Source organism: Sutcliffiella sp. NPDC057660, from assembly GCF_042800035.1.
Classification (GTDB): Bacteria; Bacillota; Bacilli; order Bacillales; family Bacillaceae_I; genus Sutcliffiella_A.
Genome location: NZ_JBHVHV010000005.1, coordinates 45117 through 68639 on the forward strand (window position 1 = coordinate 45117; position 23523 = coordinate 68639).

25 protein-coding genes are annotated in these 23523 nt (G+C 36.5%); 3 read left to right on the forward strand and 22 right to left on the reverse strand.

What is annotated here, in order from left to right; all coding sequences use genetic code 11:
• Positions 1-179 precede the first annotated feature (179 nt).
• The 6 genes from ACFVAD_RS06400 to ACFVAD_RS06425 form a co-directional block, all read right to left on the reverse strand.
• Positions 180-1493: a hypothetical protein gene (locus ACFVAD_RS06400; protein WP_386637265.1), complete on the reverse strand. Its 1314-nt coding sequence runs from the start codon at positions 1491-1493 to the stop codon at positions 180-182.
• Between the two features lie 620 nt (positions 1494-2113).
• Positions 2114-2887, reverse strand: coding sequence for a class I SAM-dependent methyltransferase (locus tag ACFVAD_RS06405; RefSeq protein ID WP_386637267.1), 774 nt, complete (start codon positions 2885-2887; stop codon positions 2114-2116).
• Between the two features lie 287 nt (positions 2888-3174).
• The gene (locus tag ACFVAD_RS06410) at positions 3175-3708 is read right to left on the reverse strand and encodes a DUF1572 family protein (RefSeq protein ID WP_386637269.1); all 534 of its coding nucleotides are present in this window, start codon (positions 3706-3708) and stop codon (positions 3175-3177) included.
• 283 nt (positions 3709-3991) lie between these two features.
• Positions 3992-4396 (reverse strand): hypothetical protein, encoded by a 405-nt coding sequence (locus ACFVAD_RS06415; RefSeq protein ID WP_386637271.1) that lies wholly within the window; start codon positions 4394-4396, stop codon positions 3992-3994.
• 76 nt (positions 4397-4472) lie between these two features.
• Positions 4473-4700 carry a hypothetical protein gene (locus ACFVAD_RS06420; RefSeq protein WP_386637273.1) on the reverse strand — a complete coding sequence of 76 codons (228 nt, stop codon included), beginning with the start codon at positions 4698-4700 and terminating at the stop codon, positions 4473-4475.
• A gap of 567 nt (positions 4701-5267) precedes the next feature.
• The gene (locus ACFVAD_RS06425) at positions 5268-5633 is read right to left on the reverse strand and encodes a hypothetical protein (RefSeq protein ID WP_386637275.1); all 366 of its coding nucleotides are present in this window, start codon (positions 5631-5633) and stop codon (positions 5268-5270) included.
• 169 nt (positions 5634-5802) lie between these two features.
• Here ACFVAD_RS06425 and ACFVAD_RS06430 point away from each other — a divergent pair, with 169 nt between their 5' ends.
• Both ACFVAD_RS06430 and ACFVAD_RS06435 read left to right on the forward strand, forming a co-directional pair.
• Positions 5803-6039, forward strand: coding sequence for a hypothetical protein (locus tag ACFVAD_RS06430; RefSeq protein WP_386637277.1), 237 nt, complete (start codon positions 5803-5805; stop codon positions 6037-6039).
• Positions 6040-6236: 197 nt separating this feature from the next.
• Complete coding sequence (locus tag ACFVAD_RS06435) at positions 6237-6476, forward strand: hypothetical protein (RefSeq protein ID WP_148990023.1); 240 nt, start codon at positions 6237-6239, stop codon at positions 6474-6476.
• Between the two features lie 373 nt (positions 6477-6849).
• Here the strand turns inward: ACFVAD_RS06435 and ACFVAD_RS06440 are convergent, their stop codons facing one another.
• The 9 genes from ACFVAD_RS06440 to ACFVAD_RS06480 all read right to left on the reverse strand — a co-directional run bounded on the left by ACFVAD_RS06440 (position 6850) and on the right by ACFVAD_RS06480 (position 12903).
• A complete protein-coding gene (locus ACFVAD_RS06440) occupies positions 6850-7206 on the reverse strand; it encodes a hypothetical protein (protein ID WP_386637279.1) in 357 nt (118 codons plus the stop codon).
• A 334-nt stretch (positions 7207-7540) separates the two neighbouring features.
• The gene (locus ACFVAD_RS06445) at positions 7541-8422 is read right to left on the reverse strand and encodes a hypothetical protein (protein ID WP_386637281.1); all 882 of its coding nucleotides are present in this window, start codon (positions 8420-8422) and stop codon (positions 7541-7543) included.
• 168 nt (positions 8423-8590) lie between these two features.
• The gene (locus ACFVAD_RS06450; protein WP_386637283.1) at positions 8591-8968 is read right to left on the reverse strand and encodes a VOC family protein; all 378 of its coding nucleotides are present in this window, start codon (positions 8966-8968) and stop codon (positions 8591-8593) included.
• A gap of 124 nt (positions 8969-9092) precedes the next feature.
• The gene (locus tag ACFVAD_RS06455) at positions 9093-9416 is read right to left on the reverse strand and encodes a DUF4406 domain-containing protein (RefSeq protein WP_386637285.1); all 324 of its coding nucleotides are present in this window, start codon (positions 9414-9416) and stop codon (positions 9093-9095) included.
• Between the two features lie 363 nt (positions 9417-9779).
• Positions 9780-9962: a hypothetical protein gene (locus ACFVAD_RS06460; RefSeq protein WP_386637287.1), complete on the reverse strand. Its 183-nt coding sequence runs from the start codon at positions 9960-9962 to the stop codon at positions 9780-9782.
• Between the two features lie 10 nt (positions 9963-9972).
• Positions 9973-10419: a DUF5063 domain-containing protein gene (locus ACFVAD_RS06465; RefSeq protein ID WP_386637289.1), complete on the reverse strand. Its 447-nt coding sequence runs from the start codon at positions 10417-10419 to the stop codon at positions 9973-9975.
• A 299-nt stretch (positions 10420-10718) separates the two neighbouring features.
• The gene (locus tag ACFVAD_RS06470; RefSeq protein ID WP_386637291.1) at positions 10719-11318 is read right to left on the reverse strand and encodes a hypothetical protein; all 600 of its coding nucleotides are present in this window, start codon (positions 11316-11318) and stop codon (positions 10719-10721) included.
• Between the two features lie 322 nt (positions 11319-11640).
• Positions 11641-12090, reverse strand: coding sequence for a hypothetical protein (locus ACFVAD_RS06475; protein WP_386637293.1), 450 nt, complete (start codon positions 12088-12090; stop codon positions 11641-11643).
• Between the two features lie 441 nt (positions 12091-12531).
• Positions 12532-12903: a hypothetical protein gene (locus ACFVAD_RS06480; RefSeq protein ID WP_386637295.1), complete on the reverse strand. Its 372-nt coding sequence runs from the start codon at positions 12901-12903 to the stop codon at positions 12532-12534.
• Between the two features lie 215 nt (positions 12904-13118).
• Between ACFVAD_RS06480 and ACFVAD_RS06485 the strand changes: the two genes are divergently transcribed.
• Positions 13119-14009, forward strand: coding sequence for a DUF4349 domain-containing protein (locus ACFVAD_RS06485; protein WP_386637297.1), 891 nt, complete (start codon positions 13119-13121; stop codon positions 14007-14009).
• Positions 14010-14537: 528 nt separating this feature from the next.
• Here the strand turns inward: ACFVAD_RS06485 and ACFVAD_RS06490 are convergent.
• The 7 genes from ACFVAD_RS06490 to ACFVAD_RS06520 form a co-directional block, all read right to left on the reverse strand.
• Positions 14538-15032: a hypothetical protein gene (locus tag ACFVAD_RS06490; RefSeq protein WP_386637299.1), complete on the reverse strand. Its 495-nt coding sequence runs from the start codon at positions 15030-15032 to the stop codon at positions 14538-14540.
• A gap of 301 nt (positions 15033-15333) precedes the next feature.
• Complete coding sequence (locus tag ACFVAD_RS06495; RefSeq protein ID WP_386637301.1) at positions 15334-16791, reverse strand: IS1182 family transposase; 1458 nt, start codon at positions 16789-16791, stop codon at positions 15334-15336.
• Between the two features lie 777 nt (positions 16792-17568).
• Entirely contained in the window at positions 17569-18828 is a 1260-nt protein-coding gene (locus ACFVAD_RS06500; protein WP_386637303.1) for a glutamate-5-semialdehyde dehydrogenase, read from the reverse strand.
• 27 nt (positions 18829-18855) lie between these two features.
• Positions 18856-19974 (reverse strand): glutamate 5-kinase, encoded by a 1119-nt coding sequence (proB, locus tag ACFVAD_RS06505; protein ID WP_386637306.1) that lies wholly within the window; start codon positions 19972-19974, stop codon positions 18856-18858.
• A gap of 33 nt (positions 19975-20007) precedes the next feature.
• Positions 20008-20850, reverse strand: a complete 843-nt coding sequence (gene proC, locus ACFVAD_RS06510; RefSeq protein ID WP_386637308.1) for a pyrroline-5-carboxylate reductase — start codon at positions 20848-20850, stop codon at positions 20008-20010.
• Positions 20851-21151: 301 nt separating this feature from the next.
• Positions 21152-22357 (reverse strand): hypothetical protein, encoded by a 1206-nt coding sequence (locus ACFVAD_RS06515; RefSeq protein WP_386637310.1) that lies wholly within the window; start codon positions 22355-22357, stop codon positions 21152-21154.
• Positions 22350-23522, reverse strand: a complete 1173-nt coding sequence (locus ACFVAD_RS06520) for a DUF58 domain-containing protein (RefSeq protein ID WP_386637312.1) — start codon at positions 23520-23522, stop codon at positions 22350-22352. Before ACFVAD_RS06520 ends, ACFVAD_RS06515 begins: the two co-directional genes overlap by 8 nt.
• Between the last annotated feature and the right edge of the window lies 1 nt (position 23523).

Genomic DNA, 23523 nt, shown 5'->3' on the forward strand with positions numbered 1-23523 from the left:
GGTGCCATCTTTTTCTACTACCTCTTTCATATTTAGTAAAAAATCTGCGGTAGGATTGGTACAAGTGCCTTTTAAAATTTTATTGCCCTAAATAATCACCAAATTGTAGTGAAACAACCTCTAATTATTAGCAGACGGTATGGAGTGGGAATAAAAAAAGAGCTTAGAAACCGCACATATTATAACTTCCGGATAATCCCCTCTTTAATCCCAGTAATATAATCCCCGTAAATATTCCTTGTTAAAAACTCATTTTGTACACCTAAGGTCCATTTTTCTTTTGAAGCGGCAATATAATATTTAAACATATCTTTAACATGTAAATTACTTGACTTTTTATGATAATTCGCATAACTACTAAATGAACTTATATACCTACAAAATATTTCAAAAAGAAGAGTTTCGTCAAAATAACTATCCCCTATGTAACAGTAAGTATTTTCATTTCTAAAAAAGAACTGTGTCATTTTTAAAATTAAATCAAACTGATGCTCTTCTAGATCAAACCACTCTTGATCAAGATGTTTAGGCTTTTCTGGTTCTGTTTTATCATAACGTATTGCCGATATAAGTTTAGAAATGTAACTACCAGTTATTACTACCAACATATCCGCTAACTGTAATCCAACGAAATCTTTAGAATCCTGGTCTACCAGTACTTTCCCAAATCCAATCTTTTCAAATGGTTCAGAAGGTATACCTTGGTCAAGAATCAACGTTGACTGCTCAGGTTGCCATACATCTTTTAGCTGGTTCTCTGACAACCATAAGTCAACATCGAAGCTCACCTTTTCCCAATCAAATGATACTTTTTCAAACACCAAATTATCAGCTAAGTGTTTCCCCTTCCCAATTATTGTTATCATATTTTTGTAATCTTCTAATTGATATTTCATTCTAGTATTATTTTTATGGTTTGCTACGAATTCTTTCAAATCATTTTGAATAGAATACAATATTTCATTGGTATTTTTTTGTGGATCGAAAAGACTTTTAATGACCTCTTCTGATGCTTCTAATTCACAATATTTTGTGAGACTGTATTTCAACAATATAGCGGATTTAATAAATCTTTGAGCTTCAAGTTTTAGAATCCATTGTATTAGTCTGGCATCAACTACCATTGACATTTTATTTACTGAAAAAAGTAAGTTAGAAACGTCTGCCTCTAGCAGGATATCAAATAACATAAGATAGAAATCACTATTAACTTTTTTTATACTTGCAATGCCAAATTTGAAATTCCCCTGTAGAATATCAATTCCTTTTAGTTCCTTTTCGACTTTATTTTTTTGTTCTTTTCTATAATCTTCAACAAGTTCAGAATATTTTTTGATAACATCTTTTAGAGATCTTTCAGGAATGTAAAGTACATCAGCAACATAAGATCGCATTAAATCATCACCAAGATTTATTCTTCTATCATCACTATAGTTTCTTGAAACTCTTATCGTTTCCTGTGGTCCCTTTTCATCAATAAATACTTGTCCCATAGTTAATCAGCCTCACTTCAATTTTGGTCAGATATACTTTTTATTGATATTGTAAACTCGTTATCTGTATCCACTAAATTTCTTACAGTTCTATCTTTTCAGATTCCATTTTCACACAAATTCTCATTTGTGGATCACTCAATTAAAAAAACGTAACAATCCATCCATATTAGCCATAATGAGTTTCGTGTCGTTGATAATGCTTTTTCACTAAAATGCTGCCTTACTTTAAGTGCATTGTTTTACAACTTCATATCATTACAAACTAAATATCCATTATTGATTGGAAGTCCTTATTCATTAAATGACCCTAAAAAGGGAAAAGAGCGCAAATCCTTATTCAAGGATTGCGCCCTTTAACGGAAGACTCGAATTCAAGATATACCTAAAGATATCAGCAATAACATCAGAGCTACCTGGTGAAAATAGAAAAATAGATAACCCAATCAACATAACACCCATAACAGCTAACATAAAAACCTTTACCTTTCTGATAGAACCTAGTTTAAATGCCTGCAAACATGACCTAAAAAGAAGAATAACCCCAATTAGAAGGATTTCAAAGAAATATAAACCAATTAGATCACCTTATTAATTTTTCAATCGGTTGAGGAAACTTTTTAAACTACTAAAAAGAAGTGACCACAATCGTATTCATCTAATTTTAAAATTTGTTTATAGTTTTCAAACCAAATTCCATTCTCCAGATCAAATCTTAATTTTTCCAGACACTTCATAGTATCTTCCCCTTTAGCAAGTGGAGAAGTTCCGCGCTGAAAATCATAGTCTAAATATCGTTCAGGACTTCTCCAGCCTGTAAAGAAAAACTGATCAACCAAATTATATGGGAGTGGATAAGGAACAACAGTAACAGGACGTTCAATCTGCTCCTTAAGTAATTGGGAGAATTCCTTCACTGGTGGATGAATCCTATACGCATTTTCTAAAACTGGTTCAAAGTAATCAAACAACCAACAATCTTCTTCACATAATCTAGGATCTAGAGTGAATATGACAATCTTCCCATTCTCCTTTAAAACTCTTCTCATTTCCTGAAAACAAAGGGACAAATCTTGAAAATGATGAGATGCTAGAGTGCATATAATCCCATCTACAGAAGCATCTTTTAACGGTATTCGCTCCGCAACTCCCTCTTTCCAATAGATATTTCTATGCTGTTTGCCTTGGGTCCTCATAATTTCAGAGGGCTCAAGAGCAATGACATTATAGCCCACATCAGCAAGTTCATAGCTGTAATTGCCCGTTCCAGCACCGATATCTAATATAGTTGCAGAATGTTCTAAGTTGAGTTGTTGCAAGATAAACTTAGTGATGCGAGGATCTGCTTTTCTGGTAGTGTTATAGGTCTTTCCTATTTGATTATAAAGGGGCATTCTTTTCACTTCTCTTTCATTAGTATTGGTCGGCGGTAGCTCCTAATAAAGGTGCCCTTTTATGATTTTAAACGTATCAATACCAAGGAAGGTTTAACTTTTTTGAATTTTTTGGGTTAATATAAAAACTATGAAACTTCTTTTTAGTATATGCCAAGTTCCTGTCGTAAAGAGTATAACAAGGGATTTCTTTCCCACAACCTCCCCGTCTGCAGAAGAACCTACCAATACCAAAACATATTAAAATCTCCCTTTCATAGTAGAGAAGGGAGATTAGTTGTTAAGATTTATTCTTTTGATGAATGCATTAGATTAAATTCTTTGGAACCGTTTTTAGGAATGCTCAAAATAGTCCAATCTTTTCCCTTTATTTGTTTTCCAATAAATAAAATTTGACCTAAGTGATAACTTATATGAGCTATTTCAGTTTGAATTGCTTGTAGTACACTGATTGGTTGTTGCCTTAAAGTTACAGTTTGATGTAATTGATTTGCTTCAAGATTTTCTAATGTATCAAAAAGTAAATTCCATCCATCTTCCCAATATCGCATAAGGTTTTCCCTAGTTTCACCTTGATCAATAAATTCCATATCCCTTTCCCTATAATGCTTTTCTCCGTCAGTAGTTAAAAAATTCATCCATCGAGAGTTCATATTACCGCTAATATGCTGAATAATAATTGCAATATTATTAGATTCTACATTTGGCTTCCAATGAATATCCTCATCGGACAATTGTTGTAATGCCTCTTCTGCTCGCGTTTTGAAGTGTTTAAATTGCTGTATCACAATTGAAAGGTAATTCTTTTCGAAACTATTCAAAATGTATCCTCCTCACTGAATGAGCTCTATTCTAAACGTTATTTAACTTTTCTCCCTAACCTTTGTTTGTATTAAGAAAACTAACATATTAAAATCTCTCTTTAAAAAGCTCCCCGATTCCTGCATAGTGTATAAAAAGAAAGCTAGTTAGTAGAAGAACACTATACCCACTGCAATACTTTTCTTCTTCTATAAAATTTTTTAAAATAACACAAGTAACAGCGTGAGTAGTCGCATTGGCTCCATTTAAAAGCTATATCATTAAGGATAAACCTACAAAGATTTAGGTTTTAACATATTTGTAACCAGAATTTTTTTCTTTTGTGAAAAATCTAATTAACTCGTCAATCAAAAGAAATACCATTGAGACAAGCAGTGAGAATATTGCTAAGAATCCTAATACAAAAACAGGAATTATTCCGAACAAAATATGTAAAGGAAAAGAAAGAGCAAATCGAGCTTCCTTTGGTTTTTGTGTTATTAATTCAATTAGTATTGATACTGGCAATCCAAAAAAGAAAATACCTACCCCAACATAAACAGATATAAGAATAATATCTTGAAAGAAAGTGCTTGTTTCATAATTTTGTGAGCCATTTAAAAGGACCTCTACAGGAGATAAGCTGCTAATAATTAAGGTTGATATAATAAATGTCAAAATGGCTGTTACTATTTTTCTTTTTAACATAGAACTACTCTCCTTATTCTAGAATTCTCCTTTTCAACACAATACCAATTATTTCAAATATCCACAGGCCTGACAATCATTTTTCATTTTTGTCGTAAGGTCCCAAAAATGTACCCGATACTAATTCTTTATCAGTCTTACTTTTAATTTGATAATCTTTTTTTAGATAAACAACAACTCGAATAGGAAATTCAAATTTTTTCCTTAACCATTTTGCAAATCCCAGACAAGCCCTTCTAACTTCTGAATGAACTCCTTGTTCACATCTAATTCTTAACCCTTGTCGTGGGTAGCCGTTTTTCATATAACCACCTCTAGCCCAATAACCAGTCCTTAAACTTAAAAAAATAATTTCTAATTTTTATAACTTTTAAAATGATGCATTCGGTTAAATAGCCCTAGATTCAAATAAGTGCTGTTCCTTGCTGCAGGATCGCGCCCTTTAAGGGAATAACTAAAATATTGGCTTATTCCTAAAATTGCTTATAGCTTGTTGTAATGCATACGTTAAATGCAAACTTATTTATCTGAACTGTATTTTACTAAATAGGGTAAAAGCAATGAAACTATAAGAGCTACAAATTCATTACACCTAAATTAATAGCAAAATAAAAAGCAGAATTTTCCTTAAAAATCACATTACCCTTTAACAGCATTGGTATTATTACTAATGCAGTGAGCTTTCCGAGATTAGTTGCCTTGAGCTCTGTCCCATATTCACCACAATGTATTGTCCTACTTTCAAAAAGTGATTTGTAGGTTCTTTTCCAACTGAATTGATGGTTGCACACATTATATTTTGGTAGCTTCAGTAGTTCCTCCTTGTTTTTTGTAAACCCCCCGTTACTTGAATGCCATTGTAATAATATAGTTAATAATCAGCATCCCAAAACTTATCCTTTCTCATATCTTCAACCACTCTTTCGAACATATTCTCACTACAAAAAATCATTCGAACAGGTGATTTAGTTGGACTACCACCACATTTAGAACAAGGAAAAACTCGCACTTGATAAATGTCATTCATTTTCCAATGGTACACGTCTAAAAGCCAATGTGTAGCGTTTGGGTAGTCAGGTGTTATTTCATCGTTTAACATAATAAATTTATCAACTTCTCCCATTGGTATAAGTTCATACTGTATGCACCGTTTTCCTTTTCGCTTATGCTTTTGACGTTCTGCTTCTTTTAAAATATTATATCTATTTTCAATCTTCTTTTTTAATCTTCTTTTCATTCTTATCACACCTAAAAGTCACAATATTATTTATAGCATCTTTCACTATCCTGTCCTATCCTTAAGCATGCAAATGAGCTATTACCTAATGAAGCTAAGACACCGTTAGTCGAATAGAGAATGCTGTATTTAAGCAGGAAAACTCTCGTTTGTTAGAGCAGAAATTAAAATGAGAATTGCCATAAAAAATACTACTCCTAATAACAACGCACCTAATTTTACCCACCATTTCTCTTCAGAAAAAATAAAAAATGTTATCATTATAGCGAAAAAAAACATCTTTGAAATAGTATTAGGTAGGTTTATTGTTTCAGGTAAGATAACTAATGTTAAATATAAAAGTATTCCGCAAATAAAAGAATACATAAGCAACCGTAAAAACAACAACATAAACACCTTCTTATAGTTTCATTCTATTAGCCTTCCCTAGTTACTAGTTAATACCTAACTCATGCTCAGGCTACTTGGGAAATATTTGTCTAATTTATTTGGATCACCTTACTACAGTATTTTGCCAGTGAACTCTTAACTTGTAAATAATGGTTCTAGTTTAAAAATCCTATATAATTTAAAATCAAGATAAAACATCTTAGGAGATACAATATGTGGTTAAAGATACTTTTAGGAATTATTGCAATTTTAGGCATTTGGCTTATGTGGTTTTCTGTGTTTGGTAAGAAAAAGGCTATTGATAATATGGCGATGGGCGGTTCTTTTAGCTTATTTGAACTAATATTTGATTTACTAATTAAGTTTTCACCAACTTTAGTAAAAAGAATACTAATATTCATTTTAGGATTAGCTATTGCATTTGTTTCTACGATGGGAGTATTTTATTCATAATAGTGTTGCTGAGGACCATTCTAAGACATAATAACTAACAAAACTTCTTTTTAACTATATAAGAACAAGAGAAATGGACTGCTTAAACAGTCCATTTCTCTTGTTCAATTCTTAGCGCATGATTGCGGAGTAATTTTCTTTTTCTTCATTACAGGAATGCTGCCCAATTTCTTAATACCAATTATTTTAAAATGGGTTTATAAACTCAATTATTTTTCAATAATTTAAAAAACACCTACCTTATTACAAATAAGCGTCCGATCGTTGAAGAGAGTTATTGAAGAACCCGTTTATTAAAAATTAAACATTACCTTTTGCTTTTAATATTATAAATTTATAAGTAATCAGGAAGGTGATGTTTATACATCTCTAATTAGAATGCGTACTTATGGAGACCAAAATACAATGGACCGAGTAAAAGTACAAATACTACAGCAATAATGATGTATTTGACTGGAGGTGAAACATCCTCGAACTCCTCCCCGTAGTCAGCTAGGAAGAAGCTGTAGATTAAGTCCCAAATTAACGCCCCAAAAAACACGATCTGCCATAAATAAGTATTCATTATTTGAATATTTGTTACGTAACCAAAGAGTCCAATCCAGGTAATAATCGAGATTACAAAATCTAGTTTTGCTGGAAAAGTCTTATATTTTCCTTTAATCAGATATCCAATAGCAACAGCACCAAGTATTCCTAAATAAATTGTCCAAAACACATTAACAAACATAATCCATTTCCTCTTTCCTCTGTTTCCCCTGAATCATAAATGGAAGGTTAAACCCCTATTTATTTATAAAAATTATAATTCCTTTTGATTGATTTTGAATACAGGGACTTTCTTCCAAACATTTACCTCTACTGAAATTTGTATAGGACCGATCTTGAAAGAGCGCATCTCACTTTATGAAATGCGCTCGATTGCTGAAGATCGTTGATTAAGATAAAAGCTACGCAGGTCTTTCAGAAAAGCTCCTATATAATGGAAGATCGCAAACAATATTCAAACTAAATAACAGCATATTTTTTCCAAGAAAGCCACGGTTATTTAAAGAAAATATTTGTTAATTTATATCAATTAATATTGGTTTTAAAACCTTGGTATTTTCGATATCTAATCTTCCATAGTTTTCCTTTAGATTATTACTTAAAATTGTTGCAGTTCCGCCTTCGTTAAACCAAATTCTGTATTCATATGATTCTTCCGGCTTATTTTCTTCCAATTTCATAAATAGAGTTGACTTTAAATCTTCTCTTCCTGCCATCATTACCTGAATAGTAGGGTCCCATTTAACTTGTTCAAAAGTATTTTTTAGTTCATCTAGAATTTTACTATCTGTAATCAACACTTTTTCTCCATATCTTCCTTCATCACTAGCTACTTGAATATCTATTCTAGTGAGTTGTTTTTCGAAAGGATTTTCTTCGTCAGCAACATCCACGGCAACTTCCCCATAGCCATCGCCATCCAGGTAGACCTCATATGTCCATAAGCCACCATAAGGAATTTCGAATGTGGTCGTGAATCGCTGTAAACTAGAATATCCAGAGGATGATTCGGTAATTTTTTGAGGGTCTAATGCTTGAACTCGCTCTCCGTTCTCTTGATTAACGGCAGTAATGGATAGTTCTTTTCCTTCAAAAACGTCAAAGGGTTCTTGGAAACTGAAGATATAGCCAAAAGGATCTCCCGCTTTCAATGCGGGGTCAGCTAATATACTAAATACTTCTTTCCCATCCCTGTTGAATTCGTGTCTTATTTCAAAGTTATTTTGATTGCTCGAATCGTTAGTTGTTATAACCTCTCTTCCATCACGGTTGATTTCTTGTCCTACTTCAATGTTAGTTAGATCGCTCAAAATACTAGTTGTTTCTTCAGAGATACTACACCCTAGTAATTGAATACTCATAATAAAAATAAAAATACAAAGCGTAATTTTTTTCATTTGGTACCCCCTAATATTTATTAAATTGAATTAATTTCTAACAGCAATCTCACCAAATTCTTATTCTATTTAACTGCCCTATTCTTAAATAAGTAGCGATCCACTATGCTGCAATCGCTCCTAGATTTGAATTAGTTAATAAACACACACTGTTATGAGGGAACAATATTACTTAGAAGTAATTCTTAGAAAATACCCATCTGGGTCAGCAATCTTAAAACCTCTCATATCCCATGGATATTCTTCTACGCCAACTTCAATAGGGTAATTGTTATCAAGGCAACGAGAATGTACTTTTTCTAATTCATCTACAACTATAATGAACTCAAAACCATTTCCTTTAACTTCGCTCTTGGCTTTACTATGAAAATAATGATTATTATTTAAGATATAATCGGAGGTTAACAATAATGAGAAACTATCGTAATTAAAACGTGCGGATCGTTCATTCCTACCATAGAGGTTTAGACCTATGATGTCTTGATAAAACTTGATAGAATTTTCAATATCTCTTACATACAATTCCACACGAAAAAGAACACCCACAGATTCAAATCCCCCTTATCTAACGTTATTATTGATACATTATTCCAGAAAACCGCCATATGGAAAGAATATACCTTTGTAGACTATAACTCCTCAAAGTTGAAGGAAGGGCTCCGTTCGAATCCTAAAGGCTAACTTTTGTAGAGTTCATTTCCTTTGAATAATATTGAATTAATTTCCCAGTTTTCTGGGCATACTCTATTTCCTTATTTGTGCTCTTTCCTATATATCCATCCACATCAATAACAAATATTTCATCTGACATATCAATCTTCTTATAATGCATATCTTCAAATAATTTTTCTTGTTCCATTGTTATCTTTATTCCTTCACTTTGTTCAAAGAAACCCAGACTAATTACTATGTGACCTTGTAAAGTAAGTGATGCTTCTGCTTCTCTAAACTGTTTCTTAAACTTAGTAGATCCACATAAAGTAATTATCTTCATAAATTCACTCCATTCTATCTGTTATTCATTTATTCTGCCCAGCTCGTATTTGAGGAGCTATCCATTGTGCTGCAATCGCTCCTAGATAGTTGAAGATGAAATTCATTCATTTACAAGTAAATATAATACTTCATTTCCATCAGGAGTTTTTAGTAGCAATTGAGAATACTTAGATAAGCAAGCTCCAATAAACTCTTCTTCATCATTAGTATCTAGATTTGGATTGAATTCTTCAGGCAAAAACAAAATATAATCACCAGCAATCCTTTGCCATAAATCCTGTAGATATTTCAGATCATCTTTGCTAATGACTTCAGTATAAGGATTACTTATATTTTCACCATTAATATTGCTCGGTTCATACTACCAAAGAATCGTGCATTTTTCGGAGCCATAAAAACTTGTTTTGTATTCAAATAAGCTTAATAACAAGTCTGTTTTGGGTTCTGCTAATGGGAATTCAATTAATGTCTTTAAGTCAGCTCTCTGTCTAATATCTTGATTTAAATCAATTATATCTAAAAACCTTTTCCAAGAGCCTTCCATACTTCCCCTCCTAATCGTCCTTTACTGAATGCAAAGCACGTAACGCATTTACTACGTGCAAACCAAAGTGAGCTTGAAAATTAAACTTCCAATGCCAAATTGCTTCGTTAAGCATATCTTGCTCGAATAATATGATACCTTCTTTAAGGTCCTTATAAATGTCTAAAATATCGTCTGATAGGCTTCCACACGCTGGTTCATCTAATTTATAGGGGTCATATACTTCCCAGTAATATTCATATTTATCGAAATCGACCTCTGGTAATTGAATTTCAAATTGTGGTGCTTCTGCATTATCAGGTTCAACTTCAGGAAGTTTTAGAGCCTTTAAGTACAATTCTAAAAGTGCAGCAAGAAGTTTTTCCGAATTTTTTTCATCAAGACAATATAATGAATCAATCAAAGTGCAATAATGATTAGCCGAGGATAGAAAATTCCTTGCATTTTCATCTATCATTTTTAAATCCTCCGATATTAAAGACTTAGTAGCTAAAATTTGGTAATCGTAATTTATTTTAAGTGGCATTAGTGGATAACAAACAATTATCAATAACCATTTTGCTCACCGTTGTAGAATCATTTCAGAATCTGATTATGGTCAGGAAATGAAACCAGCTCAAACTTTAAGCTACCTAATTTCCTTTTTAACTACAAAATCTATGCAAAAAATATAGAAAATGAGCGCTTATCCTTTTTCCAAGAAATCTCCTAATCGTTGAAGAAACATACAATTAGAAGAACAAAAAAATACCATTTTTACAAATCAAAAACAAGTTCTAACTCCGATTGGTTCTCTTCAAATGGTAAGTTTGTCTTTTTGAAAATCATTTTCATACCTAGGACGTCATCTGGTAATGGTGGATCCACAATAAAGTTGTAATAATAGTGTCCTGGAGAGCCACCACCACTTATCATTCTGCAATAGTATTCTTCGTTTCCCTTTATAACAAGTTCGAAGAAACCCGGGTTATATTCCTCATCTGTATTTTCATCCCAATCCATATTTAGAAAGACAACACTAGCATTATCATATTGCCGAATAGATGAAATATAATACACTTTATCTTCATGTTCATTCGACTTCAAAATCTGTATGATCCTTCTAAAACCAGTAGGCTCTACAATAGATCTGTGATGTTCTTCTTTCATTATTAATGAAAATAGAGAATTCAACTGGTTTTCATAGAGTCCATATTTTTGTGACCATTCTGAAATGTACTCTAGTGGAGGGAACCCCGGTTTACTTAACGTAATCTCTTTTCGTGTCTTAAGTAGGGCACAAATCTTTTCATCAATTGGTAATGCCTTTATATCATAATGGTCAGTAGGACGTACAAACGGTATTTGTTTCAACATTTATTCCCTTCTTCCTTAATCTCATTTGTCTTAGACAGCATATACTGTCTCTTGAAATGTAGGTATTCTAGACAAATCCTAATCCAACAACCCTGCATTTTTCTGGGATAATTTACTATTCGAGATTAACCTTTCTGTTTCCTTCCTAATTTCAAAATCTGGCACTAAAATGAGATTGAGCGCTGATCCTTGTTCCAGGATTGCGCTCGAATGCTGACGATCATTATTTAAGAAAAGCCTTTAGAGCTTAAGTACATTTCTTCACAATACTTTCGTTTGGTTCACCAAGATTTATCTCTTTCCCTTATATTAATTTCTTTATTTACTGCACTTCCCATTTGAATTTTCCATTATACTGTTTAAGTTGTTTTTTCACTTGTTCCAATTCATAAAAACTTGAATGTGCTTTTCTGACAATTTCCTCATCCGTTTTACCTTCTTTTAAAAGAGTCCTGATAAGTTCATATCTTGATGCTTCAAACTCAAAATAACCATGATATACATTAAGCTGATTTCTTATGTCTTTTAATTCAACATAGCTGGTTGTTGCTATATAAACAATTTCTTGATCTGTTTTGCCCATTTGTATAAGAGTTCTAATAATGCTATATCTTTGGTTTACTTGACCTGTCGCATATCCTTCTCCCCATCCGTCATTCCAAGCTATATCGTAGCATTCTTTGCAAGGAAGACACTCCTCTTCCTTCTCTTTAACTAATCCCAATAGTATTGGTAATGAAACTAATGTTATAAGAAATAATGTTTGTTTCACAAAAGTCACACCTTTTTTACCTTAGTAAGACCTTTTAGTACTCTAAATGAGTCAAATAGGCATTAAATCATTTTTTTCTTGTGCTAAACTGCTTCGTTTGTTTAAGTACAATCCTTCACAATCTCTAATTATTTTAACATTAAGCTCCCAATTTACCGCCAACTGTTATTCCATTATCTGGCCCGATTGTTGAATGATGACGTCCCTATTATCGAAATCCGAATCGGTAAACGCAATTAGGCTGATTGAAAGGTTGATTTAACGTGTTTTTTATCAACGCAGTCTTCAAAACCGCTTGTGGGGCGCGTGCCGTCCCAGGTGGGTTCGATTCCCACGCAGTCCCGCCATTTTCAAAAGACTCATTAACCAAATTTGATTACTAATAAAAATAACCACCAATTTAGGTGGTAGAGAAGGTACTTACGTTTTTTTTTGTTATCCTCAGTCTAAAATTCTCCTCTCAGTTTTTTCAATAAACGTAGCCCCATTTTTAAATACATATTCTAGGTAATTTATTGTATAGGCTTTGCCATCTTGATCTTTCCAATCAAATTGTATTAGATTTACTTGAGCTATTCTATCATCCAATCCATCAGGCATTTTTACATTCTTTTTTACTTTTATTCCATCTGGATTTTCTATTTTATCAAAGTCGATATCTGTTTCTCTTGAAAGCTCTAATCTAGCCCTCCCCTGATATTCTTCTCTGTATTTACTTTTTATTGAATTTTGATAATAAAAATAAGCAAAAATTAATATGATTACAAGGACAACACCTAAAAATATTCTTGCATATCCCTGGTTAAACTTCATCGATTACCCCCTCCGTCAATACACATACCATTTAACCTCCACCACAACTTTTACCCACAAAATAAATGGGGACTTTTACCAATATTTTATCAATCTATAATATTTTAGTCACTAATTCTTTTTTCAGCCTTCGATGAAATATATTTAATCAATCACTAAATCTTATGGAACTTTATTACAAAACTCACGTCTACTTTTTTAAAAGGGGTGATGAAATGGGAAAGAGAATTTATTTAGCTTTGGCATTTATTTTACTTTTACTTGCTGGCTGCAGTGCCTCCAATGACTCCAGTGAATCGTCCAAAGAGATGGACTACGCCGCAGGAGAAGGTTATGAAGGTGGAATCGGTGCTGATACAGATGATAGCAGTGATGATGGAGGACAGGCAGCACCCGAAGAAGCGAGCGGACGCAAGGTGATGTACAATGCGTCTGTGTCATTGGAAGTGGATGACATAGGAGAGTCGATTGATGAAGTTGAAAAAAACGTCCGGGATCTTAATGGGTACGTTGTTGAAGTGAATTTCACCTCCAACAATGAGCAGGACTACGGCTCCATTACGCTCCGAATTCCAACTGATTCCCTGACAGCATTTTTGGATGGCTTGGAAGATTACTCTGGAAAAGTGATAGAAAAAAGAGTGGTAGGTCAGGATGTCACGGAAGAGTATGTAGATCTTGCCTCCAGATTAAAGGCGAAAAGAGTGGTGGAGGAACGACTGCTGGATCTTTTAAGCAAAGCTGAAAAAACCGAGGATCTACTTAAAATATCCAATGACTTATCAATCGTACAGGAAGAAATCGAACAGGTCATGGGCAGGATGAAATACTTGGATAATAAAACAGAATTCGCTGAAGTGGAAATGAACTTTATGGATGTCTCCATCCCGATTCCAGATGTGAAAGGCAACGAGGATCTGAAGACAGGCGAAAAGATAAAGAAAACATTTGCCGTTTCCCTGAACTCCATTACTGCCTTCTTCTCCGGCCTTGCTGTTTTTCTGATCGGATATTCGCCGATTCTGCTATTATTGGCCGCGGCTTCTTTTATCGTCTATTTGGGGATAAGAAGTTACTATAAAAAGCGGGAATCCAAATCGGAATAGCGGTTACGAGTAGATTGATACAAAACGAAGGTGTCCCTCTAGCCAAGGACACCTTCTTTATATTTTTATTTACGCTCTTTTCGTAAAGATTGTTGTTTATAAGTATTGGGGAGGTTTCAGTTTAAGGCGTCAGCAATAATAGCCCTGTTGGTCTCCGTCCAGGCTTTCGCTTATCCAGGAAGGGCTCGAGAGCCTCATCGTTGCCCGCGCGCCTGCGGTCTCTCCCTTGACACGCTGCCCAACAAGGGTGAATTTTAGTATCAAATTTAATTTTCTAAAGTTAGGGAAATTGCACTTTGTTTAGTTTTATTATTTCAGTAGAGCAAATAATATTATAAAACTGAGTTGATTGTAGCGCAGGACACTTGACTCCTGCGGGAAAGTAGAGGGCATGGGAGACCCCGCAGGCGAAGCCGAGGAGGCTCCCATCCGTCCCCGCGGAAAGCAAGTGTCCGGAGCGGAAATCAACGGGCTTCATTTGAAGCTTACATTAATTCTATTTAACATCACCGTGTGCGAAAACAGCCTTTATTTTTCATTAAAGTTTCCTTCATGCCAAGTCTTGATTTCTGCCGGCCAATTATTACTCGCATACACTTCGGGACTGAATCCCCCAAGTTCAACAAGAACAATAATTCCATCGACATTAACAATATAAAAGTCTTGGAACGGAGTAGGCTTTACCTCCTGAACATTCCTGTTGCGCTCTGCATAAAAATCTCTTATATCAGCTTCAGCAAAACCTGTAATTTCAGTGTAATCTTTATTTTCAGGAAAGCTTTTCTTCTCACTATCAACTTGATCATTTCCTTGTGGTTTTATTTTATTAAGGATGGATTGTAATAGATTTATCACTTCAGCAAATCCTATAAAAACCATACCGTATACGAACATTTGAAAAAATAGCGGGAGCCCAAGCCCAAAACTCTCTGTTTCTGAAATCACTATTATTGCCCAGATAAAACCGATAATGATAATTCCAAAACCAATAATCCTCAATATTCCCCCGACTTTATTTCCCATCTATCTATCCCCTTTTAGTTTATACTACTAAATTCGACACTTTCCATTAAATCCCTCTATTGGGTGAAACACAAAAAAAGACACCTGGAATTTTCGCGTCCCGGTTTGTAGAAAAATCGGTCTACAAAAAATATAGAAAACTCAGTTGATTGTAGTGGAAGGCACGGAGACTCCTGCGGGAGGAAGGGGAAGCCACTGAAAAACGAGTTTATTATTTGAATTTTATTTAAAAAACTAAACAAAAAGAGCTTAATTGGCAATTACCACCCAATTAAGCTCACATTTCACCCTATCTTACTATTTATTTTTCATCGATTAGCTTAACTATTCGTTTTAAATTTACTGCGAATATCGTAGTGGCACCTTGAATTTGCATCCCAAATAGACCTGCGGCTTTTGATTTTTCATACCCATGTCTATTCTTTAACTCACTATTCTTTGCTTCAACTTTATATCTTGAGCGGGCAAGTTCTTTGAATTCATCTGTCTGTTGAAACGCTTCTTGTTCTAAGTGTTCATTTGATTTTATAGGGATGGAGTAGGTCTTCGACTTAGCTCCTTCTTTATAGCACCCTCGACGAATCGGGCAAGCTTTACAAACCTCAACGTTCCAGAAATATTTTAGTTGATCGTTACGGTTTGTTCCCCTTTTCTTTATCAGTCCACTCGTTTTCGATAAGTGCCCAGCAGGACAAGTAAATCGGTTTGCGTCTTTATTAAATACAAAACCATCTTCTTTTTCCCGGGTGCCGTTTGTGATGACCGGATGCAGCTTCGCTACAAGTTTTATGTTTTTTTTATGAGTATAAATCAAATTATCTTTACCGGAGTAAGCGGTATCTCCACCTACTGCATCTACTTTCATCCCTGCCTGGTTAGTTTTCTCCACTAGTTCTTTTAGGTATTTACCATCGGCTTTTTCTCCTGATGTGATTACGGCAGCAGTGATAATTCTTTCGTCAGACATAGCTAGGTGGGTTTTATATCCAAGAAAAGAGTGGTCTTCCGATTTATGTCCAACCCGTGCGTCGGAATCTGTAGAGAAATGAGTTTGGTGATTACAATCTTCAAATGCCTCTTTTAAATGGTTTAGCTTTTCATTGACTGCAGGGATCTGTGAATATTGTGGATTATTTTCTAAGACATCTACTAAATTTTCCGTGTAGTCTAATTCTGCTTGTAAATCTTTACTTACTGGTTTTTCAGGGAATATTTTTTTTGCTTTTTCATCAATTTGGTAGATAGCTTTGCGCAATAGTTTTGATTTTTCCTGAAGATATTGCTTAGCTGTTTTAGATCTATAACGAGAATTTGTATGTGTAGAATCGATAAAGATTATGTTTTGTTTAATAAGATTATGTTCGATTGCGATATCTACAGTTTTTCCAATTAACATATCTAGAATTTCCATATCCTTAAGACGAAGTCTTCGGAATTTGGTGAGTGAGCTAGGGTTGATTACGGATTCTTCTGGAGCCATATCTAAAAAGAATTTAAATGACATATCATATTTTGAGCGCTCCACCACGTCTACATCTGATAGGTCGAAAATTACCTTTAACAATAAGTATTTAAACATTCTGATTGGTGGTATGGCATTACGTCCGTTATCGAGGGAATACTTATTTTTCAGTTCTTCGTGTATGAAGGAAAAGTCCACAATTCCGTTGATTCTTCTTAGTAGGTTATCTTTCGGTACTACTAAGTCATAAATCTCGGCATAGGGACTCAAAGCGAATTCTTCTTGGTTCGTTAACATAAGCACACCACCTAAAGTTAGTACTTTTATTATAAAATAAAATAACTAGACAAACCTTAAAAAATTTAGGTTTGTCTAGCTATAGGAGCACTTTTTCAGTGGCTTCGAGGAAGGGACAAGGGAGACCCCGCAGACGCGCAGCGTCGAGGAGGCTCCCGGACCGCCCGCGGAAAGCGCAGTGCCTGGAACGGAAATCAACGGGCTTTATTATACACGCACAAAAAAAACTGTAGACAACCTCGAATTACATCGAGTTTATCTACAGTCTGAGTCTCCTGAAATTTTCAGGCGCCTTCCACTCAAGAGTGAACCACTTAATCCCCATCCGTCCTATAGCTGCGACTCCTTTGATTCTCAGGAATCGCCTGGACGATTTGGATGACCCCGAATAAGATGACTCCAAAAATCATCCAAAAGAAGCGATCAGAATAGGTGGTCACCCCAAATAGAAAAAACAATGAAAAAACAGCTAGAATGAAAAGGTGAAGAAATTTGTAGTATTTCCCTAAGATCCTACTCAACAGCGTAAGTACACTAAGGGATAGAAAAAAGATGGATAATTGTATGATACTTTCAAGAAAAATATTTGTTTTGATTGTACTTCACTATCCTTTGTAACAAATTTACACTAGAAATCTATGTATAGTGGTAAGTTGTTATTTTAATACTACCATATTACTACCATTTGAATGATTCTTCCACAATAAGACATGAATTTCCTTAAAAACCGAAAAACCGCATCTCATTAAAGAGATACGGTTGCATTATATTCCTCAACTATCTGATTTGTCCATCACCGGTCATCTGATACTTAACGGTAGTCAATGCCGGCAATCCCATCGGTCCCCGCGCATGAAGTTTCTGGGTGGAAATGCCGATCTCGGCACCAAAGCCCAATGCTCCTCCATCAGTAAATCTCGTAGAAGCATTATGATAGACCGCTGCAGCATCCACCAGCTTCATAAATCTGCTGGCAGCTTCCTTATCCTCTGTGATAATCGCTTCAGAGTGCTTGGTTCCATAGTCATCGATATGGTCGATGGCTTCATCGATCGATTTTACGACCTTCACAGCAATATCTAGACTCAGGTACTCGTTTGTCCAGTCTTCCTCACCGGCTGGAATTGCTCCAGGGACCACACGGACGACTTCTTCATCTCCATGAACCTGGATGTTATGGTCCTTAAACAATTCAATTAGTGCTTCTTTATTTTTGTTAAACCATCTCTCATGGACAATTAACGTTTCGGCTGCATTACATACGGCAGGTCTGTCAGTTTTTGCATTTACTATAATGGATTGAGCTTTTTCCAAGTCTGCCGCTTCATCTACATAAAGATGGCAGTTGCCAACACCCGTCTCCAAAACAGGTACCGTGGCATTTTCCACCACTGCCTGAATGAGGGATGCTCCACCTCGAGGAATCAGTACATCAATATGCTCCTTCATAGTGAACAACTGCTCTGTTGCCTTCCTATCCGTACTGGAGATGAATTGAACTGCCTCTTTCGGAATCCTTGTTGTTACCAATGCCTTGTGCATGATATCGACAATGGCCTGATTGGAATGGATGGCGGAAGAACCACCTTTCAGAACGATGGCGTTTCCTGATTTTAATGCCAGTCCGGTTGCATCGACTGTAACATTTGGACGAGCCTCATAAATCATCCCGATAACACCCAGCGGCACTCTCACTTTTTCCACCTGCAACCCATTATCCAGCGTCCAGTCAGAATGAATATCTCCAACAGGATCCTCCAGTTCTGCAACTTCCCTTAATCCATTTGCAAAATCTGCGATTCTCTCCGGGGATAATGCCAGGCGGTCCATATAAGCTTCCGTATAACCTTTTTCACGGCCCTTAGCCAAATCCTGTTCATTTGCTTTAAGAATATATTCCACATTGCTTTCAAGTGTATTCGCGATCTGTTTCAGTACTGCATTCTTCTGTTCTGTGGTCAGCAGGCTGACCACCTTAGCCGCTCTCTTCGCTTCCTTCGCTTGTGCTTCTACGTTTATGTCCATAACTAAAGACATCCAATTCCTCCTATTTTTTTGACTATCTTATATTCCTACAGGGATTGAATCTTCCAGATGACATACTAAATCATCATGTTTTACCACTTCTTCTGTATAGTTGTTTTCACTCTGGTCATACTCTCTTAATTGTTCGGATGAGTAATTGACAACTCCCAGACCAATACGGTTTCCTTCAAAATCCAGAATTCTCACAACAGATCCTTCCTGGAAATAGCCCTTCACCTTGCTGATACTTGAAGGCAGAAGTCGTTTCTTACCAAGCATGGATATGTCGGCATTCTCCGCCAACATCACTTCACCTTCCGGACCGGAATTGAATGCAATCCATTGCTTTTTATGATTCAGGTTTATGGAAGTATCATTGGTTTCAAAATACGTACCGACCGCTTGTTTTTCGACTGCCTGAAGCAGGATATTCGGTACCCCAGCCTTCCCTAAAAATGCGGGAATGCCTGATGCCATGGCAATCTTGACTGCATCTATTTTGGATTTCATCCCGCCGGTACCAACCGCACTGCCGGAATCACCTGCAGCTGCTTCAATTGCTGGAGTGATTTCCTCCACTTTTCTGAGCAGTGTGGCATCCGGATCTTTACGTGGATCTGCATCATATAAGCCATCAATATCTGACATGATAAGGAGCATATCTGCGTCCACAAGGCCAGCCACCTTTGCCGAAAGGGTATCGTTGTCCCCGAATTTCAGCCTATTGACCGTAACGGTATCATTTTCATTGACGATCGGTACAATACCACGCTCTAAAAGGACATTTGCTGTGTTACGCGCGTTATTGTAGCGATTTTCATCCGAAAAATCTTCTCTTGTAATCAATATTTGAGAGGCAACGTATCCGTTTGATAATAGTAGTTCAGAGTATGCCTCCATTAGCAGCCCTTGTCCGATCGAGGCAGCTGCTTGCTTTTCAGGCAAGGAAGTTGGTCTATTCAAACAACCCAATTTCCGGTATCCTGCTGCTACAGCACCGGATGAAACTAGAAGCACCTCATATCCGAGGTCTTTTAATTGTGCGACTTCATCTACCAATCTTTCCAGTTTTCTTCTACTGATTTCTCCATGTGAGCTAGTCAGAGAACTGCTTCCTATTTTAATTACCACCCGTTTTGTATCTGTTGCGGGATTCATTGAATCACTCCTGTTACAGTCTTTGTTGCGTAATCAGCTTAACACCAATACTTTTTCATTTTCCGTACTTATTTCTTTCGAGCGTTGTGTAGCACCTTTGATTGCAGCGGAAATAGCCTTGCCTCCTCCATTCTCTCTTAAAGCTTCAAGACCTGCTGCGGTCGTGCCATTAGGAGATGTTACCTTCTTTCGTAAGCTTTCGGGTTCTTCATGATTGGTTAAAAGCATTTTTGCCGCTCCCAAAATGGTCTGAGCAATCACATCTCTCGTTACATTTTCATCCAATCCAGCCTCATTGGCCGTCTTCTCCATATGTTCCATTAAATAATAGAAGTAGGCAGGACCGCTTCCTGCAACACCAGTAAATACATCCATCTGCTCCTCTTCGATGGTATACACTTTCCCAATAGTGCTTAATATAGCCTGAGCATCCATCACATGCGCCATTCCTACGTGCGTTCCTGTGGAGATGGCAGTTGCAGATTCCCCTATCATACTGGACGTATTAGGCATCACACGGATAACCGGTTGATTGCCAAGTAGTCCTTCTTCCATGTAATTTGTGGAGATGCCCGCCAATACAGAAAGAAGCAGCTGATGAGGCTTTATTTTGTCCTTTAAAAATGAAAGTGCATGGTCGATATCTTTCGGCTTCATCGCAAGAACAATAATATCCAAGTCTTCAAAAGGCAGATTGTCCTTAGCAACACCGAGTACACCATATTTACCTTGGAGTTCATTTAATCTGTTTTCATTGGATCTATTACTTACAATCACATTTTCTGCAGGAACAATGTCACTTGCAACTATGCCTGAAACCATTGCTTCCGCCATTGATCCAGCTCCGATAAATCCAATCGTTTTTTCGTTAAGCATCTTATCTCTCCTGACTTATCCGTCCGTTTTTAACAACGCATCTATACTAACATGTAGAGAGGCAGTTTCAAGGGGGATTTCCCAATTAGTTGGCATAAGAGCCAGATAGTGAGTGTAAACGCTAACATTCAGAAGCATAAATCTTTAAATCGCAAAAACGGGGGTAAATCACGGAATATCGCGGAATATGCCGGTTTTTGATGATGCACCCTTACCAATATTATCCTCCTGCTTGCTGTAGAGGTGTTTCTCAACAAAAAACATCGCATTTCCTATAATAAGGAATATGCGATGTTTACCATCAGCCCGCTTTTTTCAATTCTTTTAAAGTCTTCCGGAGCTCATGGGCCATTTCACGGCACTGTTCATGTTCTTCGTCAGACAGTTTCAGCTCCCCGTATCTCACTTTGGCATACAGCTGCATAAATTCCTGTTTCAGAAAAGATTCGCGATTCAACCAATCCTCTAATGTTTCAAAAGGGTATCTGCCTCTGTTCTTCTTTTTGGCGAGCTTTTCGAGATCAAACATTAACCTTCTTACCTGATCCTCTGGAGGTTTTTGAACACTACTTGAAAAACGGAAGCCGTCTTTTCTCTTTGTTAAGGAAGACAGGAAGGTTGGTTGGTTTATATCCTCATCCTCATCCTTCTCCACTCGCTTCTTTCGCAGAATCAGAAAAATGACGGTAATTACCACAACAGCTACAATAGCAAGCACCAAAGGATTATCAAACAGGCTGCCAGACTCTAAAATCATTTCCGTTTCAGGCTCCTGGTCGCCTTCAAATTCAATTCCACTCTCTTCTACCGGCCCTTTTGGTTTCACTGTCCAGTCATGCAAACCCAGCAAATAAATGAACGGTCTCGCAATCAAGCCTGCAATAAATGAAACTGCACTCCCCAACCAGCCGAACGCGCCGCCAAGCAACCATTTTCCAAAGGTGGAAAACGTCGCTGCAACAGCCAGAACCATGCCTGCAACTATAGCAGTGGATGTCAGAACGCTCTTCTGCATCGGACCATTGCCCTTTAGGGAGAGCAGGGTCTCCCCGGTATATAAGAGCAGGACAAACACCAGCTGACCCGCAAACAATGCAAGTAAGGTGGAAGCAAACGGATAACCGACCGCCACTCCCCCAACATAAATGATAGGCATCCAAAAGAATGAGTGCATCAGCAGGGTAAAGGAAGACAATCGTCTCTCCTGGATAAAATACATAAATCCCCGATAGCTCAAGAATAGGCCCATCAAAAAGGAAACAGCGATATGGAAATTAAGCAGGTATGCCAAAAAGGCGATAATCGGCGCAACAAACATGATGGATACATATGTGTCAGGAAGTCTTTTGGATAAAAGCACGTAGATTCCAATCGTCGCTGCATAGGCTGCCAAAAATCCTGGGATTGATGGAAGAGCTTTTGCGTCCATGTAGAATAGCAGAATAAAAAAGAAAAACAAATTCAGCTCCAACAGCATGGTAAGGCTATTCTTCCAAATGTTAACCATGTAGCACCTCCTGCCTGTGATAGGAACGCCATTGCCTTAAAGTGTAATGCTGGTCCAAGCTGTCCAAGCTGTACACTTTGGTGGAAGTCGGCATTTTCCAACTGGCTACACGCTCCTGATCTGCACAAATAATGACATATGGTGAAGTTAATGCATGCTGAAATGTAATTCTTTCGAAACTTTCCATTCCAATGGCCACATTATTGGATTGCAATCTTGCAAGAAACGTCAACGCCATCTGCAATTGTTTTTTTCCTTCACCAGATGGCAATTCAAAGTAGGAAGGTTTTCCCGCTTTTTTTATATTGACCAAAAGTGAGAACGGAATATGGTTTGCTGCTGCATGATGAAGCAAATACGTAACAGCCTTCAGTCTTTCTTCAAAGTCTGTGGATCGGATATCCAGCACCATCAACCAGGAAAACTGTGAGCTTCTCTCATGCAGTTTCGTTTGGAGCTTTGCCATTCTGGCGCTTGCTTTCCAATGCACCTTATTGAACGCATCCCCGTTCTGATAATTCCTTGTTCCCACTATGGTTGTCATATCCTCGAAAAGGGAAGATTTAGTAGCATAGCTGCCCTGATTACGAGGTACAATTCTTTCCATACCTGATACGACTCTTCTATCGGAATACACAACAGTCTCAAATCTTTGAAGGTCCGTCTTATGACGATACACCTTGCCTGCATCCATGAAATGGCGGATGTCTATGTCAACCCGCCGGATTTTCGCCACACCACGGGAATGGGCCGTAAACGGTACATCTATAAGCAGGACACTTTTCCCTTTAAGGGAGAAAGGTATTTTTAATATACTCATCTGTTTTCTTTCATCTCCAGCCTGAAACTTGAGGTTTTTATCTACCGCGAGCACGATATTGCCGAAAAAGATCGGCAATCTGGAGTGTTGTTCGAGTCTAATCGTAAAAGTTCCTTCTTCTTTAGGGAAAAGTTTAATTTGCTCTTCCACAATAGAAAATTCCAGTTTCTTGCCAACCTTGTCCAAATAAAGATAGCATGCCAGGAAATAAAACATATAAAGGCTTCCGATAAAAAAGAAAATGGAATTTCCACTCAGCATACCACCAAACATCAACACAAAAGCTCCTGCTCGAAGATATTTATGATGGTTCAGATTATCAATTTGTTGACTCCAAGTTACCATT

What these genes read in the sequence shown, in the direction of transcription:
- ACFVAD_RS06400 (WP_386637265.1), bottom strand. Translation starts at nt 1,493, where the DNA reads ATGGGACAAGTATTTATTGATGAAAAGGGACCACAGGAAACGATAAGA.
- ACFVAD_RS06405 (WP_386637267.1), bottom strand. Translation starts at nt 2,887, where the DNA reads ATGCCCCTTTATAATCAAATAGGAAAGACCTATAACACTACCAGAAAA.
- ACFVAD_RS06415 (WP_386637271.1), bottom strand. Translation starts at nt 4,396, where the DNA reads ATGTTAAAAAGAAAAATAGTAACAGCCATTTTGACATTTATTATATCA.
- ACFVAD_RS06420 (WP_386637273.1), bottom strand. Translation starts at nt 4,700, where the DNA reads ATGAAAAACGGCTACCCACGACAAGGGTTAAGAATTAGATGTGAACAA.
- ACFVAD_RS06425 (WP_386637275.1), bottom strand. Translation starts at nt 5,633, where the DNA reads ATGAAAAGAAGATTAAAAAAGAAGATTGAAAATAGATATAATATTTTA.
- ACFVAD_RS06430 (WP_386637277.1), top strand. Translation starts at nt 5,803, where the DNA reads ATGAGAATTGCCATAAAAAATACTACTCCTAATAACAACGCACCTAAT.
- ACFVAD_RS06435 (WP_148990023.1), top strand. Translation starts at nt 6,237, where the DNA reads ATGTGGTTAAAGATACTTTTAGGAATTATTGCAATTTTAGGCATTTGG.
- ACFVAD_RS06440 (WP_386637279.1), bottom strand. Translation starts at nt 7,206, where the DNA reads ATGTTTGTTAATGTGTTTTGGACAATTTATTTAGGAATACTTGGTGCT.
- ACFVAD_RS06445 (WP_386637281.1), bottom strand. Translation starts at nt 8,422, where the DNA reads ATGAAAAAAATTACGCTTTGTATTTTTATTTTTATTATGAGTATTCAA.
- ACFVAD_RS06455 (WP_386637285.1), bottom strand. Translation starts at nt 9,416, where the DNA reads ATGAAGATAATTACTTTATGTGGATCTACTAAGTTTAAGAAACAGTTT.
- ACFVAD_RS06460 (WP_386637287.1), bottom strand. Translation starts at nt 9,962, where the DNA reads ATGGAAGGCTCTTGGAAAAGGTTTTTAGATATAATTGATTTAAATCAA.
- ACFVAD_RS06465 (WP_386637289.1), bottom strand. Translation starts at nt 10,419, where the DNA reads ATGATAGATGAAAATGCAAGGAATTTTCTATCCTCGGCTAATCATTAT.
- ACFVAD_RS06470 (WP_386637291.1), bottom strand. Translation starts at nt 11,318, where the DNA reads ATGTTGAAACAAATACCGTTTGTACGTCCTACTGACCATTATGATATA.
- ACFVAD_RS06480 (WP_386637295.1), bottom strand. Translation starts at nt 12,903, where the DNA reads ATGAAGTTTAACCAGGGATATGCAAGAATATTTTTAGGTGTTGTCCTT.
- ACFVAD_RS06485 (WP_386637297.1), top strand. Translation starts at nt 13,119, where the DNA reads ATGGGAAAGAGAATTTATTTAGCTTTGGCATTTATTTTACTTTTACTT.
- ACFVAD_RS06490 (WP_386637299.1), bottom strand. Translation starts at nt 15,032, where the DNA reads ATGGGAAATAAAGTCGGGGGAATATTGAGGATTATTGGTTTTGGAATT.
- ACFVAD_RS06495 (WP_386637301.1), bottom strand. Translation starts at nt 16,791, where the DNA reads ATGTTAACGAACCAAGAAGAATTCGCTTTGAGTCCCTATGCCGAGATT.
- ACFVAD_RS06500 (WP_386637303.1), bottom strand. Translation starts at nt 18,828, where the DNA reads ATGTCTTTAGTTATGGACATAAACGTAGAAGCACAAGCGAAGGAAGCG.
- proB (WP_386637306.1), bottom strand. Translation starts at nt 19,974, where the DNA reads ATGAATCCCGCAACAGATACAAAACGGGTGGTAATTAAAATAGGAAGC.
- proC (WP_386637308.1), bottom strand. Translation starts at nt 20,850, where the DNA reads ATGCTTAACGAAAAAACGATTGGATTTATCGGAGCTGGATCAATGGCG.
- ACFVAD_RS06515 (WP_386637310.1), bottom strand. Translation starts at nt 22,357, where the DNA reads ATGGTTAACATTTGGAAGAATAGCCTTACCATGCTGTTGGAGCTGAAT.
- ACFVAD_RS06520 (WP_386637312.1), bottom strand. Translation starts at nt 23,522, where the DNA reads ATGGTAACTTGGAGTCAACAAATTGATAATCTGAACCATCATAAATAT.